Source organism: Paraburkholderia sp. NMBU_R16 (genome assembly GCF_013282575.1).
Taxonomy (GTDB): Bacteria; Pseudomonadota; Gammaproteobacteria; order Burkholderiales; family Burkholderiaceae; genus Trinickia.
This window is the reverse complement of record NZ_JAAAYE010000051.1, coordinates 1-13,856: the sequence shown is the minus strand read 5'-3', so window position 1 is coordinate 13,856 and position 13,856 is coordinate 1. Positions and strand designations below refer to the sequence as shown.

14 protein-coding genes are annotated in these 13,856 nt (G+C 61.0%); 8 read left to right on the top strand and 6 right to left on the bottom strand.

Annotated features, from left to right (window positions below; genetic code table 11):
• Nucleotides 1-63: 63 nt before the first annotated feature.
• Nucleotides 64-2,037, bottom strand: coding sequence for a bifunctional diguanylate cyclase/phosphodiesterase (locus tag GWC77_RS21820; protein WP_173260245.1), 1,974 nt, complete (start codon nt 2,035-2,037; stop codon nt 64-66).
• A 165-nt stretch (nt 2,038-2,202) separates the two neighbouring features.
• Here GWC77_RS21820 and GWC77_RS21815 point away from each other — a divergent pair, with 165 nt between their 5' ends.
• Both GWC77_RS21815 and rarD read left to right on the top strand, forming a co-directional pair.
• A complete protein-coding gene (locus GWC77_RS21815) occupies nt 2,203-2,499 on the top strand; it encodes an acylphosphatase (protein ID WP_173260244.1) in 297 nt (98 codons plus the stop codon).
• Between the two features lie 104 nt (nt 2,500-2,603).
• A complete protein-coding gene (gene rarD / locus GWC77_RS21810; RefSeq protein ID WP_173260243.1) occupies nt 2,604-3,494 on the top strand; it encodes an EamA family transporter RarD in 891 nt (296 codons plus the stop codon).
• On the opposite strand, the gene GWC77_RS21805 is transcribed toward rarD, so the two are convergent.
• Nucleotides 3,454-3,972 (bottom strand): DUF962 domain-containing protein, encoded by a 519-nt coding sequence (locus GWC77_RS21805; protein WP_173260242.1) that lies wholly within the window; start codon nt 3,970-3,972, stop codon nt 3,454-3,456. The two genes, rarD and GWC77_RS21805, sit on opposite strands and share 41 nt — an antisense overlap.
• A 391-nt stretch (nt 3,973-4,363) precedes the next feature.
• Here GWC77_RS21805 and GWC77_RS21800 point away from each other — a divergent pair, with 391 nt between their 5' ends.
• The 6 genes from GWC77_RS21800 to GWC77_RS21775 all read left to right on the top strand — a co-directional run bounded on the left by GWC77_RS21800 (nt 4,364) and on the right by GWC77_RS21775 (nt 11,312).
• Nucleotides 4,364-5,908, top strand: coding sequence for an efflux transporter outer membrane subunit (locus GWC77_RS21800; RefSeq protein WP_173260241.1), 1,545 nt, complete (start codon nt 4,364-4,366; stop codon nt 5,906-5,908).
• Nucleotides 5,909-5,954: 46 nt separating this feature from the next.
• Complete coding sequence (locus GWC77_RS21795) at nt 5,955-7,226, top strand: efflux RND transporter periplasmic adaptor subunit (RefSeq protein WP_173260240.1); 1,272 nt, start codon at nt 5,955-5,957, stop codon at nt 7,224-7,226.
• Nucleotides 7,227-7,273: 47 nt separating this feature from the next.
• Entirely contained in the window at nt 7,274-7,969 is a 696-nt protein-coding gene (locus GWC77_RS21790; protein ID WP_173260239.1) for an ABC transporter ATP-binding protein, read from the top strand.
• 15 nt (nt 7,970-7,984) lie between these two features.
• A complete protein-coding gene (locus tag GWC77_RS21785; protein WP_173260238.1) occupies nt 7,985-9,130 on the top strand; it encodes an ABC transporter permease in 1,146 nt (381 codons plus the stop codon).
• On the top strand, nt 9,127-10,305 hold the full coding sequence (locus GWC77_RS21780; RefSeq protein ID WP_173260237.1) for an ABC transporter permease: 1,179 nt from the start codon (nt 9,127-9,129) through the stop codon (nt 10,303-10,305). The genes GWC77_RS21785 and GWC77_RS21780 overlap by 4 nt, the downstream gene beginning before the upstream one ends.
• Nucleotides 10,306-10,370: 65 nt before the next feature.
• Nucleotides 10,371-11,312 carry an SMP-30/gluconolactonase/LRE family protein gene (locus GWC77_RS21775; RefSeq protein ID WP_173260236.1) on the top strand — a complete coding sequence of 314 codons (942 nt, stop codon included), beginning with the start codon at nt 10,371-10,373 and terminating at the stop codon, nt 11,310-11,312.
• Nucleotides 11,313-11,339: 27 nt separating this feature from the next.
• Here GWC77_RS21775 and GWC77_RS21770 read toward each other — a convergent pair whose 3' ends face one another.
• The 4 genes from GWC77_RS21770 to GWC77_RS29685 form a co-directional block, all read right to left on the bottom strand.
• Entirely contained in the window at nt 11,340-12,215 is an 876-nt protein-coding gene (locus GWC77_RS21770; protein ID WP_173260235.1) for an ornithine carbamoyltransferase, read from the bottom strand.
• Between the two features lie 92 nt (nt 12,216-12,307).
• Nucleotides 12,308-12,565: a PAAR domain-containing protein gene (locus tag GWC77_RS21765; RefSeq protein WP_173260234.1), complete on the bottom strand. Its 258-nt coding sequence runs from the start codon at nt 12,563-12,565 to the stop codon at nt 12,308-12,310.
• A 42-nt stretch (nt 12,566-12,607) separates the two neighbouring features.
• The gene (locus tag GWC77_RS21760; RefSeq protein WP_254367086.1) at nt 12,608-13,342 is read right to left on the bottom strand and encodes a DUF6708 domain-containing protein; all 735 of its coding nucleotides are present in this window, start codon (nt 13,340-13,342) and stop codon (nt 12,608-12,610) included.
• 25 nt (nt 13,343-13,367) lie between these two features.
• Nucleotides 13,368-13,541: a hypothetical protein gene (locus GWC77_RS29685; protein ID WP_254367085.1), complete on the bottom strand. Its 174-nt coding sequence runs from the start codon at nt 13,539-13,541 to the stop codon at nt 13,368-13,370.
• Between the last annotated feature and the right edge of the window lie 315 nt (nt 13,542-13,856).

The window sequence follows — 13,856 nt, the reverse complement described above, 5'->3', positions numbered from 1 at the left end:
TCACGCAGGCGAGAGCCGCAATCGAACGGTTTTCGTGAATTCAATGACAGCGCATGGATTCGCTCATTCCAGAGCGAGAACACCTTGATTGAAGCGCTGAATGAACGCGTGCGCTTGCGCGGCCGGCATCGGACGGGCGAATCGATATCCTTGCACGACGTTGCAACCGTGGCGGCGCAAGAAGGCGAGCTGCATGTCGGTTTCGACGCCCTCCGCGACGACGCTGAAACCGAGCGCGCGCCCGAGCGACAAGATGGCGCGCGTAATGACTTCGTCCTCCCGATGCACGCCGATGCCGCGCACGAACGACATATCGAGCTTGAGGCGCTCGGCGCGAAAACGCCGCAGATACGACAGGCTCGAGTAGCCGGTGCCGAAATCGTCGATGGCGATGTCGATATCCATCGCGCGCAAGGCGCGCAACACTTCCAGCGAGCCGAGATTGAGCAACGCGCTTTCGGTGATTTCGACCTCGAGCAGTTGCGGCGAGAGCTGGGCGCGCGAAAGCGCCCGCTGAACGACGCGCACGATATCGCCGCGCGCGAATTGACGGGGCGAAAGGTTGACCGACATGCGCAGGCCCGGCAGCGTCGCTTGCCACGTCTGCGCCTGAAAACAGGCCTGCTGCATGACCCATTCGCCGATCGCGACGATGAGGCCGTTTTCTTCGGCGATCGGGATGAAGGTCGCTGGACTCACTGGGCCGAGCTCGGAATCGTCCCAGCGCAACAGCGCTTCGACACCCGTCACGCGATTCATCTGCACGTCGACTTGCGGCTGGTAGGCAAGACGGAATTCGCCGTTCGCGAGTGCCACACGCATGCGCCGCGACAGCGCGAGCCGCTGATCGGCCTGCCGGCCGAGCTCCGCCGTAAAGCGCTGTACACCGTTGCGGCCGTTCGATTTCGCGCGGTTCATCGCCAGATCGGCGCGCCGCAGCAAGGTTTCCGCATCGGCGCCGTCGCTCGGGAAACATGCAATGCCGATACTCGCTTCCAAATGGAACTCGGTATCGTCGACAAGCACGGGCTGTGCGAAAGCCTGCGAGACACGCGCGAGCACTTCGCTCAGCCGATCGTCGACGCCACCTTCGAGCACGATGATCACAAACTCGTCGCCGCCGTAGCGCGCGACCGTATCCGTTTGCTCCGTGGATGCGGACAGCCGTGCACCGATCTCCTGCAACAGGCGGTCGCCTACACCGTGGCCAAGGCTGTCATTGACATCCTTGAAGTGATCGATATCCATGAAGACGAGTGCGACGCGCGTACCGGCCGTCTGCGCGTCGCGAATCGCCTGTTCGAGCCTTTCGGTGAAACGGTTGCGGTTCGGCAGCATCGTCAGCGAATCGACGTTGGCTTGCCGATTCAGCAGCTCGCGCGATTGCACGAGTTCGGTCACGTCCTCGTAGCTGCCGAGCACGCCGATCACCGTGCCGTCGGCGCTTCTGATCGGTGCCTTCGAGGTATGCAGCCAGCGCAGCTCGCCGCGGGCGGTCGGCACCATTTCCTCGTAGTGCAGGGGTTTGCCGCTTTCGACGAGTTCCCGATCGCGACGGCGCGCCTCGGCCGCCGTGCTACGCCAAGGCATATCCTCGTCGGTGAGTCCTGCGATCGCGGCGCGGTGCTCGATGGCCGCATCCTGCGCGAACGCGCGATTGCCGCCCAAATAGCGGGAATTGACGTCCTTCCAAAAGATTCGCTGCGGCACGCTGTCGATGACCGCCTCGAGCATCTGCTTGGACTCCTGCAGGGCCGCTTGCGCCAGTTCCTTTTCGATCGCGTCTTTTTGTGCGCGAGCGCGTTCGATTCCGATGCGCCAATGCGCATGCACGCCGTAAGCGAAAACGACACAAGCGGCCGCAACGGCCGCGGCATCCAACCGATGGCCCAGAGCGAGGCGATCGGCTGCAAGCCAGGCGGCGTACGCCGCCGCCGTGCCGAGCGCGAGGGCCGCGACGGTCCGTACCTGTTCGGCGGACCGAATCGTGGCTTTTCCGTGGCGATCGACTCGTGCCGCGTGGTGTCGTTGACCCACCGTAAAGTCTCCTGTCACGCCAATGAGCAAGCGCGCAAACTCAATAGTGCGATTTAACGGCTGTTTCCATGACATTCTTTAGACTAGTAGGCCGTGCCCCGATGCGGTGCATGCAAGACGACTACAATGCCGGCTTGGAGCATCCGAGCATTGGGGGACGCGGGTATGACTGGGCCCGATTTGAACACGAGGATCGAAACGTATTACGTGCATGTGCGCGGTGTCGTGCAAGGCGTCGGATTCCGTCATGCGACGGTGCGGCGCGCGCATGAACTCCGCATCACCGGCTGGGTCGCCAATCTGGCGGACGGCTCCGTGGAGGCGTTGGTGCAGGGGCCGGCAGAGCAGATCGACAGAATGCTCGAATGGATGCGGCGCGGCCCGCCATCGGCCCGCGTCACCGATTTCGTCAGCGAAGAGCGCGCACTCGAGAAGCGGTTCGCACGTTTCGAGCAGCATTGAGTTCAACCGATATCGCCTGTTCGTTGCATTGTCATCGAAAGACAGCTCCTGATCCGATCCGCCGAACCGATGGCCAGCACAATACCAACAATTTCCCCTTTTAAATGAATTCTTCTGTAGTGGGTCGCGGAATTGCGCTGTCAGTCGCGGCGTCAGCGTTGTTTGCACTGTTTGCCGCCTATACGCGGTTACTTTCGCCGCTCGGCGGCGTGGATATCTTTGCATGGCGTATCGTGTGGACCGTGCCCGGGGCGTTGCTGCTCGTCGCATGGCGCTCGCGCCTGCCGCAATTGCGCGATCTTCTCGTGCAGGCCAGCCGCGCGCCGCGATTGGCGTTCAAGCTCGTGACCTGCGCAGCGTTGATGGGCTCGCAGCTTCTGCTCTTCATGTGGGCGCCGCTTCATGGCCATATGCTCGAAGTGTCGCTCGGCTATTTTCTGTTGCCGCTTTCCATGGTCCTCGTCGGGCGGTTCTACTATCGCGAAGAACTCGCGCCGTTGCAATGGCTCGCCGTCGCCTGCGCCGCGCTCGGCGTCGCCCACGAACTTTATGCCACGCACGCGTTTTCGTGGCCCACGCTCGTCGTCGTGCTCGGCTATCCCCCGTATTTCGTCATACGACGCACGATTCCGTCCGATTCGCTTGTCACATTCGCGACCGAGGTACTGCTTTTGCTGCCGGCCGCCATCTGGCTCATTGCCACGAGCGCCGGAGCGCATGCCGCATTTCATCTTCCGGTGCTCGGCGCGCTGTTGCTGCCGGGGCTTGGCGCACTCAGCACGATCGCGCTTGCCTGCTATCTGAAAGCGAGCCACCTGATGCCGTTGGCCCTGTTCGGCATTCTCGGCTATGTGGAACCGGTGTTGATCGTTCTGGTATCGGTGCTGCTGCTCGGCGAGACGCTGCGCGCGGGACAACTCGCCACTTACGTGCCGATCTGGTTCGCGGTGGCGCTCACGGCCGCGCATGCCGTGCTGTTGCTGCGTTCTCGATAGCCTCGCGCAAGCTTGGCCGCCAGCCCAGCTCGAACAGCGCCTCGGCCAGCACGAACAGCGGTCCGATGACGAGGCCGATCAGATCGTCGGCAAAAGCGGGTTTTCTGTGCTCGTAGGCCGCATGCCCAACGAATTGAAAGACCCAGCCGACGACGAAGAGGGCGACGCCTGTGCCGGCCCATGTTGCCGTCGACGATGACGCGACCCATCGGCCAAGCGCCAGACACCCGGCGCTGACCAAGGCCATCGCCACGCCGAGCGGCAGATCGAGTGCGAGGTAATAGAGCGACGCCGCGCCGAAGACGAGCCATGCCGGCGAGACGGCGAGCGGGAGAATGCCGAACGTCGAGGCGGGCCGGCTCAGCAACACGGCGAGCGCGACGACGATCATTGGAATGCCGACGAAATGGGTGGCGATATTGCGTCGGTCGCGGTGATAGGCCGCATATTGCGCGAGCTGATCGGTCAGCGTTTTCATCGTGAGCGGAGTTCGGGTTGAAGCGAGCGCGGCCAGAAGCACCTCGCGAGCATTTCGCACCATCGCACGGTTCGGGCAAGCGCTTCAACCGATTGAATGGGGCATTCGCTGAAAACGCTGGTGCGCGCGCGAGCGGGCGCGGCCTTTCGTCGCTATTTCCGAGCGATCGGCGCCGACGATGCGAAGGCGGGATTTTCCGCATCGCGGACTGCGAAAATCCGTGGTTTAGCAATCGCTATTCGCATTGGGTGACGTACGCCGTCACTATCGATAAATGAAGCGCAGCGCTATACTCGTTGCCGCTTTGCAAACCGCATACGCCCGTCACGGGATTTGGGCGCCTCCGGGAAATAACGGAGGAATAAAGCCGTATAGCCCCTCAATTTCAAGCATGGATAACAAACAGCGTCGCGAATCGCGACGGTATCCGATTGCGTGCCCATCTCCGGCGAAGTCATACCGGGTCGTTTCGGTATTGATTGCGACAACGCTGCTTGGCGCGTGTGCAGTCGGCCCCGACTTCAAAGCGCCGCCGCCGCCTCTCGCGTTGTCCCTGACGGAAACGCCGCTGCCGCCGCAAACACAGGCCACGCCCGTTGCGGGCGGCGAATCGCAGACGTTCACCGCTGCCGCGGCACTCGAGTCGCACTGGTGGCGCGCCTATGGCTCCCCAACGCTGGAGCGGCTCGTCGACGAGGCGCTGCGCGCGAGTCCGACCGTGGCGTCGGCGCAGGCTGCGCTGCGCGCTGCACAGCAGCAAGTCGCCGCGCAGCGCGGCGGACTGTTTCCTTCGGTGAATGGCAGCTTCACCGCTTCGCGGCAGAAGATCAACGGCGCGGCGCAAGGCTTTCCTCAAGCGGGCAGTTTCCTGTTCACGCTGTATAACGCGTCCGTCAGCCTTTCATACAACTTCGACGTATTCGGCGGCGTGCGGCGCGGCATCGAAGCGCAGGAGGCAGCGCGCGACGCACAGCAGGAAGAACTACAGGCGACTTATCAGACGTTGGCGGCCAACGTCGTCACGACGGCGCTGCTCGAAGCGTCGCTGCGCGCGCAAATCGACGCGACACAGAGTCTCATCGCGTCGGCCCAGCATCAGGCAGACTTGAGCCGCCAGCAGTTCGAGCTCGGCGGCGCATCGCGATCGGATGTGCTGTCGGCCGAATCGAATCTCGCGTCCATGCAAGCCCTGCTGCCGCCGCTCCAACAGCAGCTTGCCGCGGCGCGCTCTCAACTGGCTGTGTATCTGGGCCGTCCTCCCGCCGACTACACCGAGGCGGGCTTCGATCTCGCGTCGCTGCGTTTGCCGCGTGAGATTCCGGTCATGCTGCCGTCCGATATCGTGCGCCAGCGGCCCGATATCCGCCGCGCCGAGGCGCAACTGCATCAGGCGAGCGCGAACATCGGCGTCGCCACGGCCAACATGCTGCCGCAGTTCGGCCTCAGTGCGAGTACGGGCGATTCGGCTCAAAAGCTGGGCTCGCTTTTTTCGAGTGGCGTTTTTTCACTGGCCGGCAATGTCACGCAGCCCCTTTTTCAAGGAGGCACACTCAATGCGAGGCGGCGCGCGGCGATCGCGCTTTACGATCAATCGCTTGCGCAATATCGACAGACGGTTCTGCTTGCATTCAAGAACGTGTCAGATTCACTGCGCGCGCTCGATGCCGATGCGCAGACGCTCAACGCGCAATATCGTGCGCAGCAGGCGGCCGCGGACAGTCTGAGCCTGATCGAGCAACGCTTCGGCCTCGGTGGCGCGAATCACGTCGAGCTGCTCGTCGCTCAGCAGCAATACGAGCGCTCGCGTATTGCTTACGTTCAAGCGCTGGCCTCGCGTTATCAGGACACTGCGGCCCTGTTTTTGTCGCTCGGCGGCGATTGGCGCGACTGGCAAGCCATGGACGATGCGCAGCGCGCGCCGGCGCTGCAGCAATGAACTCGACTCATGAGACCAGTCGTTCGATACCTCTAGAAAACCCGATATGACGGACAAGACGGACAAATCCGAGCTCCTGCGCCAATTGCGCATCGATCGCGACAAACGAGGCGGCGACGAAGGCGGTCCACGCTGGCGATGGGTTGCCGTCGCGATCGTCGCCCTGTTGCTTGTATTGGGAGCGGGCGCGCTGATCTGGTCCCGATCGGACGTGCCGGAAGTCAAAGCCGCGGCCGCACGTGCGGTTGCGACGGGCTCCGGCGCGTCGGGGCCATCCGGGGCATCGATTCTGGATGCCTCAGGCTATGTCGTGGCGCGTCGGCAAGCAACCGTCTCCGCCAAGATCACAGGCAAGCTCTCCGAGCTCTTCATCGAGGAGGGGCAGCACATCAAGGAAAACGAGATCGTCGCGAAGCTCGACGACACGAATGCCGCCGCGGCGCTCACGCAGGCAAAAGCCGGCGTCATACAGGCCGAGGCTACGCTTGCGCAGGCAAAGGCGGCCGCGGACGACATCGCGCCGATCTACCGCCGCGATCGCAAGCTGGCTGCCGCCGGCGTCATCAGCGCCGAAGTGCTCGATACGAGCAAGGCGAATTTCGACGCGAAGCAGACGGATCTCGCCGTGGCCCAAGGCAATTTGGCCGTGCGCCGCGCGGCGTTGCTGGTGGCGCAGCGCGAGGAGGACGACACGATCGTGCGCGCCCCGTTTACCGGCGTCGTGACGACGAAGAACGCGCAGCCGGGCGAAATCGTCTCGCCGCTTTCGGCGGGAGGCGGTTTCACGCGCAGTGGGATTTGCACACTCGTCGATATGGATTCTCTCGAAGGCGAGGTCGACGTGAGCGAGAATTTCATCAGCCGCGTGCGCGCCAACGAACCCGCGATCCTCAAGCTCAACGCCTATCCGGACTGGCAGATTCCGGCCTATGTCATCGCCGTCATTCCGACGGCAGATCGCAGCAAGGCGACGGTCAAGGTGCGCGTGGGCTTCAAGTCGCGCGATCCGCGCATCCTGCCCGAAATGGGCGCGCGGGTCTCGTTTCTGAGCAGCGAGGACAAGACCGGCGCGGCGGCCGCCGCAGGCGGCATCGTGATTCCGGCCGAAGCCGTCGCGCCGGGCGCTCAGTCGGGCGCGGACACGGGCGCAGTATTTGTGATCCATGGCGATACGGTCGAGCGGCGCGTCGTGCGGCTCGGTGCGCGTTCCGCCGATGGACAGGTCGTGATTTCAGGCCTTTCGGCGGGCGAGCGCGTGGCGCTGGGCGATCTTTCGAAGCTGACCGATGGTGCGCGCGTCAAGGTCGCCGAGCGCTGAGCGGCGCCGAATGAATGGCGGTCGATACTTCAACGAGGAGCAACGCAATGAGTGCAATCGTTTCTCTGCGCGACGTCGTTAAAACTTATACGCGCGGCAAGCAGACTGTCGAAGTGCTGCACCGCTTGAATCTCTCGGTGGCCGAGGGCGACTTCGTGGCGCTGATGGGCCCGTCGGGCTCCGGCAAGACGACAGTGCTCAACCTCATCGGAGGTATCGACCATCCGACGAGCGGCGAGATCGTCGTGGCGGGCGAGCATATCGACCGGCTCAAGGGCGGCCGCCTTGCGCGCTGGAGAGCGGATAACGTCGGCTTCGTGTTCCAGTTCTATAACCTGATGCCGATGTTGAGCGCCGAGCGCAACGTCGAGCTGCCGCTTTTGCTGACGTCTCTCAGCAAGGAAGAGCGGCGGCGCAACGTGTTGACGGCGCTTTCGGTCGTGGGGTTGGAGGATCGGATGAAGCACAAGCCGTCCGAGCTCTCCGGGGGGCAGGCGCAGCGTGTAGCCATTGCGCGCGCGCTCGTCTCGGATCCGAAGCTGCTCGTATGCGACGAACCCACGGGCGACCTCGACCGCGCCACGGCCGATGAAATCCTGCATTTGCTCCAGGTGCTCAACCGCGAATACGGCAAGACGATCATCATGGTGACGCACGACCAGAAGGCGGCCGATTACGCGACGCATACGCTGCACCTCGACAAGGGCATGCTCGTCGACGAGCGTGTCAGAACCGAAGCGTAAGCCGGGAGCGCCGAAATGAAATTCGTTCCATTGATATGGGCCATGCTATGGCGCAAAAAGATGCGTACGTCGCTGACGCTCTTGTCGATCGTCATCGCGTTTTTGCTGTTCGGCATGCTGCAAGGCATCAATGCGGCGTTTCAGGAGACCATCGAACGATCCAACGTCGACCGCCTGATCGTGACCAACCGGATTTCGCTGACAGAGAGTCTTCCTTACGCTTATCTGTCGCAGCTCGAATCGATTCCCGGAGTGGCCAAGGTCTCGCACGAATCGTGGTTCGGTCCGTACTATCAGGATCCGAAGAATTTCCTCGCAGCGTTTCCGGTGGAGCCCGATCGCGAGTTCGCCGCGCATCCGGAAGTCATCGTGCCGAAGCAGCAGATCGAAGCGTTGAAACACACGCGCACCGGCGCAATCATCGGAAAGGGGCTCGCTGCGAAGTACGGATGGAAGATCGGCGACCGCATTCCGCTGCATTCGACGATATGGGTGAAGGCGTCCGACGGCACTTCGGATTGGGATTTCGATATCGTCGGCATCTATGAAGAGCCTTCCAACCGCGCGCGTGAAGACGCCATGTTCTTCGATTACAAGTATTTCGACGAAGCGCGCAGTTTCGGCAAGGGTACGGTCGGCTGGTATGTCGTTCAACTGAGCGATCCGCGGCAATCGGCTCAGGTCGCAGCCGCCATCGACAAGCGCTTTTCCAATTCGCCCAACGAAACCAAGACTCAGACCGAAAAAGAATTTCAGCAGTCCTTCATGAAACAGATTGCGGATATCAGTCTGATCGTCACTTACATTCTTTTTGCCGTGTTCTTTGCGTTGCTGTTCGCGGTAGGCAGCACGGCAATGCAAGCGGTGCGCGAGCAGGTGCCGGAGCTTGCCGTGCTGAAGACACTTGGCTTCAGCGATACGCGGGTGCTCGTGCTCGTCCTCGTGCAGGCGCTGACGTTGTGCATCGTGGCGGCGCTTGTCGGGCTTGGTATCGCAAGTTTGCTGTTCCCGATGTTGCGCGACACGTTCGGCGTCGTGAAGATGCCGGTGCGCGTCATTGTCGAAGGCGTATTGATGGCCGCCATTTTGGCCGCCGCCACGGGCTTCGTGCCTGCGTGGCGCGCCAAGCGGCTCGTGATCGTGGAGGCGCTACGCTCATGATGAAGCAAATCATTTCCGTGACGGCGATGAATCTGCGCAGTCTGCCGCAACGTGTCGGCACAGCGTGGGTCATCGTGATCGGGATCGCGGTGACCGTTGCTGTCATGGTGTCGGTGCTCGCCATGGCCGAGGGCTTCACCAAGACGCTCAAAGGCACCGCCCGAACGGACCGCGTCATCGTATTGCGCTCCGGTTCGGAGGGCGAACTCGCGAGTACGATTTCGCGGGAGAACACCCAGACGATCATGGACGCGCCGGGCGTTCGCAAGGACGCGGCGGGGCGGCCCATCGCATCGGCTGAAGCCGTCGTGATCGTCGCGTTGCCGCAGAAGAAGGACGGCGTCGACGCCAACGTGACGTTGCGTGGAATCGGCGCGAATGCGTCGGCGTTGCGGCCTGAAATGCATCTGATTGCCGGGCGCATGTTCAAGCCGGCTGTGCGCGAGATCATCGTCGGGAAGTCGGCCCTGGCTCAATTCAAAGGCCTCGAGCTAGGTAGCCGGATTGCATTTCGCGATTCAGAGTGGACTGTGGTGGGCGTGTTCGAAACCGGTGGGGATGCGCACGAATCCGAATTGCAGGGCGATGTCGAGACCGTTTTGTCGGCCTATCGTCGCAATCTTTTTCAGTCGGTCTCGGTGATGCTCGACTCGGCCGGTGCATTCGATCGCTTCAAGGCCGCATTGACGACCGATCCGACACTGAAGGTCAGCGTCGAGCGCGAAACGGACTACTATGCGGCGCAATCGAGCCGTCTATCGAAGCTGTTGAATCTGCTGGCGTATTTCGTTGGCGGCATCATGGCGCTGGGCGCGTGCTTCGGTGCGCTCAATACCATGTATACGGCTGTGTCCACGCGCACCCGGGAGATTGCAACGCTTCGCGCAATCGGTTTCGGAGGGCTGCCGATCGTGATCTCCGTTCTGGTAGAGTCGTTGCTGCTCGCGTTGATCGGTAGCGCGATCGGCTCCGTTGCTGCATGGATTTTCTTCGATGGCAACACGGTCAATACGCTCGGCGCCAGCTTTACCCAGGTGGTGTTCCATTTGACTGTCACCGCATCGCTTCTGGTCTCGGGCGTTGTCGTTGCCTGCACCGTGGGCATGCTTGGGGGCCTGTTGCCGGCCATTCGCGCGGCGCGCTTGCCGATCGCAACGGCTTTGCGTGCGAATTGAGGCAGAAGGCCTGCATTCGTCAATTATTCCTGGATTGAAGGGTTCGAACGGAGGAGCGTCTTTCCATGTGGCAGCAGAGCGAGCGATATCCCGATCCCCGCATTCAAATAATCGATTCGGAGTTCGAAGCATTTTGTCTGCCGCTTGCGGCCGTCGAGCGCATCGCTACCGGGTTTCGCTGGTGCGAAGGCCCCGTGTGGTTTGGCGATGGACGCTATCTGCTCTGGAGCGACATCCCGAACAATCGGATCATGAAATGGGAAGAAGAGACGGGAACGGTGAGCGTTTTCAGGAAGCCGTCGAATTTTGCCAACGGCCATACGCGCGATCGCCAGGGACGGCTCATCAGCTGCGAGCATGGCGGCAGGCGTGTCACCCGAACGGAGTACGATGGCTCGCTGACGGTCGTACTCGACAGTCATGACGGCAAGCCGTTGAATTCGCCGAACGATGTCGTCGTGAAGTCCGACGGCTCGATCTGGTTCACCGATCCGATCTTCGGCATCCTCGGGTATTACGAAGGTTATCCGGCGGAGCCACAGCTGCCGCAGCATGTCTATCGTGTGGATGCTGAAACGGGGGAGGCGTCGGTCGTGGCTGCCGATGTGGCCGGGCCGAACGGGTTGTGCTTTTCGCCTGACGAGCGGTCGTTCTATCTGATCGAATCGCGTGGGGTACCGAATCGCAGAATCTGGGTCTACGACGTGGCCGACGACGGCAGAACGATTGAAAACGGCCGCGTGTTCTTCGATGCCGGCGTAGGGACCATCGACGGCATGCGCTGCGATGTCCATGGCAATCTGTGGTGCGGGTGGGGCATGGGCAGCGAAGAGCTCGACGGTGTCATGGTGATTTCGCCGCGCGGCAAGCTGATCGGGCGGATTGCGCTGCCCGAGCGATGCGCGAATCTGTGCTTCGGTGGATTGCAGCGCAATCGCCTTTTTATGGCGGCGTGTCAGTCGGTGTATGCGTTGTATGTCAATACGCAGGGGGTGGCGGGGGGGTGATGTGGGGCGGTTTTGCGGCTGAGCAGCTCAACCGACGCGGAATACCCATTCCAGCGCGGCATTCTGCGCGTGCATGAGAAATTCCTTTGCTTGAATCACTCGACACGCTGAGTGCTCCATCGCTTCAAACGATACTTCCTTGCCTCGGTGCACGGGAGGGCACGGTATGAACTCGACGTCGTCCGGCAACGTGTCGAGAATCCTGTTGGTGATCTGATATTCGATCAGTTCGGCCTCATCCCCATTCTCGGGCCAGCAATCGGTGATGACGATATTCGAACCCTCGATTGCCTTGATGTCCGAGCTACGGGAGAAACGAGGGATTGCTTCCACACTTCGGTGGTCGTGCCACTTCACTGGGAAAATCTGCACGACTTCGATCGGCAATACTGCCGCTGCTTCAATCCACGATCCCAAAATGTTCGACTTTGGCGATATGACTGTGACCTTGATGCCATCAATGGCTCGGTTTTTACGAAAGAAGAAAGCCAAGTCGCCCAAGACCTCGCATGGATGATTCTGTCTCGTCCTGGCGTTGATGACCGGACCATCAAACGCCTCGGCGAGAGTCCGCAAGACCGACAATTCGGACGCCCGAGTGATGATCGCGTCGAACCAATTTCCGACGTACGCTGCAAGATCGCGCAGATCCTCGCGCGTATCCCAGCGCAGAGGCGGTTGCACGCTGATCCCACCCATTGTCTGAATACCGAGATCGAAGGCCGTGGTGTTTCGCCAGCCGCTGTCGTTGACAACAAGTGCGAGCCGCTTACCCGACAGGCTCTGTGGCATGCGTCGCTCGCGCCAAAGCTGTGCCATCTCCGCCGCGCGCGCCAAAAGCCACATCAGGTTATCTGCTCCAACGTCGGTCAACTCAACAATGCTGCGAAAGTTCGAGCTCATATCTCGGATTGCTATCGATAGATCGGGGAGACCTGATGACGCACAGCACGGCAACCGCACCGACTTCGGGTCTGCGTATGTTCCGTCACAGGCTACATCGACGAAATCAACCGGGCACCGCATTCGGTCGGATCGTTGTGAAACGCGACCGGCACGCCGTAATGCTGGCGCGTGCTGTTCTCGGGGAGTATTGCGAAGTGCCCGCCGCACTTTGGGCACCACGTCAGATGGCCCTTCAGCGCGACGGGAAGGCCCAACGCCTTCAAATCATCGCTGGCGGTCGTCACATGGCCGCCGTGCGTCGTTTTGTCGTTCAAGCGGATTACGCCGCGTCCGTTTTCATCCTTCATTCGTAAGCTCGCGTCGACATATTTCGTTCAGTCCATCCCGCATCATGCTCGTTGTGTTATCGGGCGCCTGTCGATCCCCGGATCGTTGAGCCACGCGGCTGCATACAGCCGGCCATCTGATTCTCCGCTCCAATTTTCGACACTAGCCTTCGGATCGTTCGGGTACTCGCCGCGCCGCTGAGCCAAGATCGTGTCGCCCCACCCGACTGGGATGCCGGAGCGCGGTTCGGCATATGGATCGCCGGGAGCAATGGCCGACATTCGTTCGATCATATCGGACCAGACTGGATCGCGGCAGGTCGTGTTGGCCAGTACCCGCATGATCGTGAAAACCAGGATCAGCGGCATCATCATCAAACGAATTACAACGGGAGCCCGCATTCCGAAGCTGTACATCGAAAAAAGGAACGACTCGCGCAGCGTTTCGCGCTGCGTGTGAAACAGCATCGGTCTGGGCAACCCGTTGGGGCCATCATTCATGTACGCGCACCAGTAGTTCCACTGTGCGAGCGCCATTTCGACCTGCCGCTCGCCGGTCCATTCGCGACCGATCGAAAACGCGCGGGTGACGTTGCCACGATCGTCGACCGTGTAGTGCCGGATGTGGAAGACCGTGCCGAAAGATGTGTCCTCGCGGTGCAGACAAAAGATCGAATCTGCTGTCCATGGCGCTTCCCAGACGACATCGCCCTCGCCTGGTTTTGCGAAAAAGCGGCGTGTACGAATCGCGAAAAGCGTGCGGGCTTCACGATGAAATGGAATCGGGCGGTAGCGCAAGCCAAAGAATAGTCCTTGCCCGAGTTTACAGACAATCGTGCCATGGTTCGATCACGTCCATGAACGTCGAATTGATGCCGAACGTCGATCCGAAATCTTGAATATCTGGGCCGACCGAGCCATCGATCGGCAGGGGACGAGCCAGATCCCACTTGGGTACTGGCTTGCCGATACATGTCTTCATGACTCGCTCGTCCATGTGTCGACCTCCTCCGTCAGCTCAAGTGCCTTGAGTCATATCGATAGTCATAACGTTGAATCTATCAAAAGTGCCTCAAAAACCTTACAAGCATAGGAAGAAGATAAAAGAACACGATTAGCATGAAAAAGCCATAAATATATGGGCCTCTTTTGAATTCCGAGTGGGTGATGTTAGCGGGTCAAGGGCATCGGCTTATACACATGTGCGCGCCGCTTCCCGGGTTCGGAAGAACATGTTTACTTTCAATGACATAGGGCTGGGCTTGTAAACTTTCGGCGAAACGCGTTTACTCTCGCTTTTTGCGTGAACGCC

What these genes read in the sequence shown, in the direction of transcription:
- GWC77_RS21815 (WP_173260244.1), top strand. Translation starts at nt 2,203, where the DNA reads ATGACTGGGCCCGATTTGAACACGAGGATCGAAACGTATTACGTGCAT.
- rarD (WP_173260243.1), top strand. Translation starts at nt 2,604, where the DNA reads ATGAATTCTTCTGTAGTGGGTCGCGGAATTGCGCTGTCAGTCGCGGCG.
- GWC77_RS21805 (WP_173260242.1), bottom strand. Translation starts at nt 3,972, where the DNA reads ATGAAAACGCTGACCGATCAGCTCGCGCAATATGCGGCCTATCACCGC.
- GWC77_RS21800 (WP_173260241.1), top strand. Translation starts at nt 4,364, where the DNA reads ATGGATAACAAACAGCGTCGCGAATCGCGACGGTATCCGATTGCGTGC.
- GWC77_RS21795 (WP_173260240.1), top strand. Translation starts at nt 5,955, where the DNA reads ATGACGGACAAGACGGACAAATCCGAGCTCCTGCGCCAATTGCGCATC.
- GWC77_RS21790 (WP_173260239.1), top strand. Translation starts at nt 7,274, where the DNA reads ATGAGTGCAATCGTTTCTCTGCGCGACGTCGTTAAAACTTATACGCGC.
- GWC77_RS21785 (WP_173260238.1), top strand. Translation starts at nt 7,985, where the DNA reads ATGAAATTCGTTCCATTGATATGGGCCATGCTATGGCGCAAAAAGATG.
- GWC77_RS21780 (WP_173260237.1), top strand. Translation starts at nt 9,127, where the DNA reads ATGATGAAGCAAATCATTTCCGTGACGGCGATGAATCTGCGCAGTCTG.
- GWC77_RS21775 (WP_173260236.1), top strand. Translation starts at nt 10,371, where the DNA reads ATGTGGCAGCAGAGCGAGCGATATCCCGATCCCCGCATTCAAATAATC.
- GWC77_RS21770 (WP_173260235.1), bottom strand. Translation starts at nt 12,215, where the DNA reads ATGAGCTCGAACTTTCGCAGCATTGTTGAGTTGACCGACGTTGGAGCA.
- GWC77_RS21765 (WP_173260234.1), bottom strand. Translation starts at nt 12,565, where the DNA reads ATGAAGGATGAAAACGGACGCGGCGTAATCCGCTTGAACGACAAAACG.
- GWC77_RS29685 (WP_254367085.1), bottom strand. Translation starts at nt 13,541, where the DNA reads ATGGACGAGCGAGTCATGAAGACATGTATCGGCAAGCCAGTACCCAAG.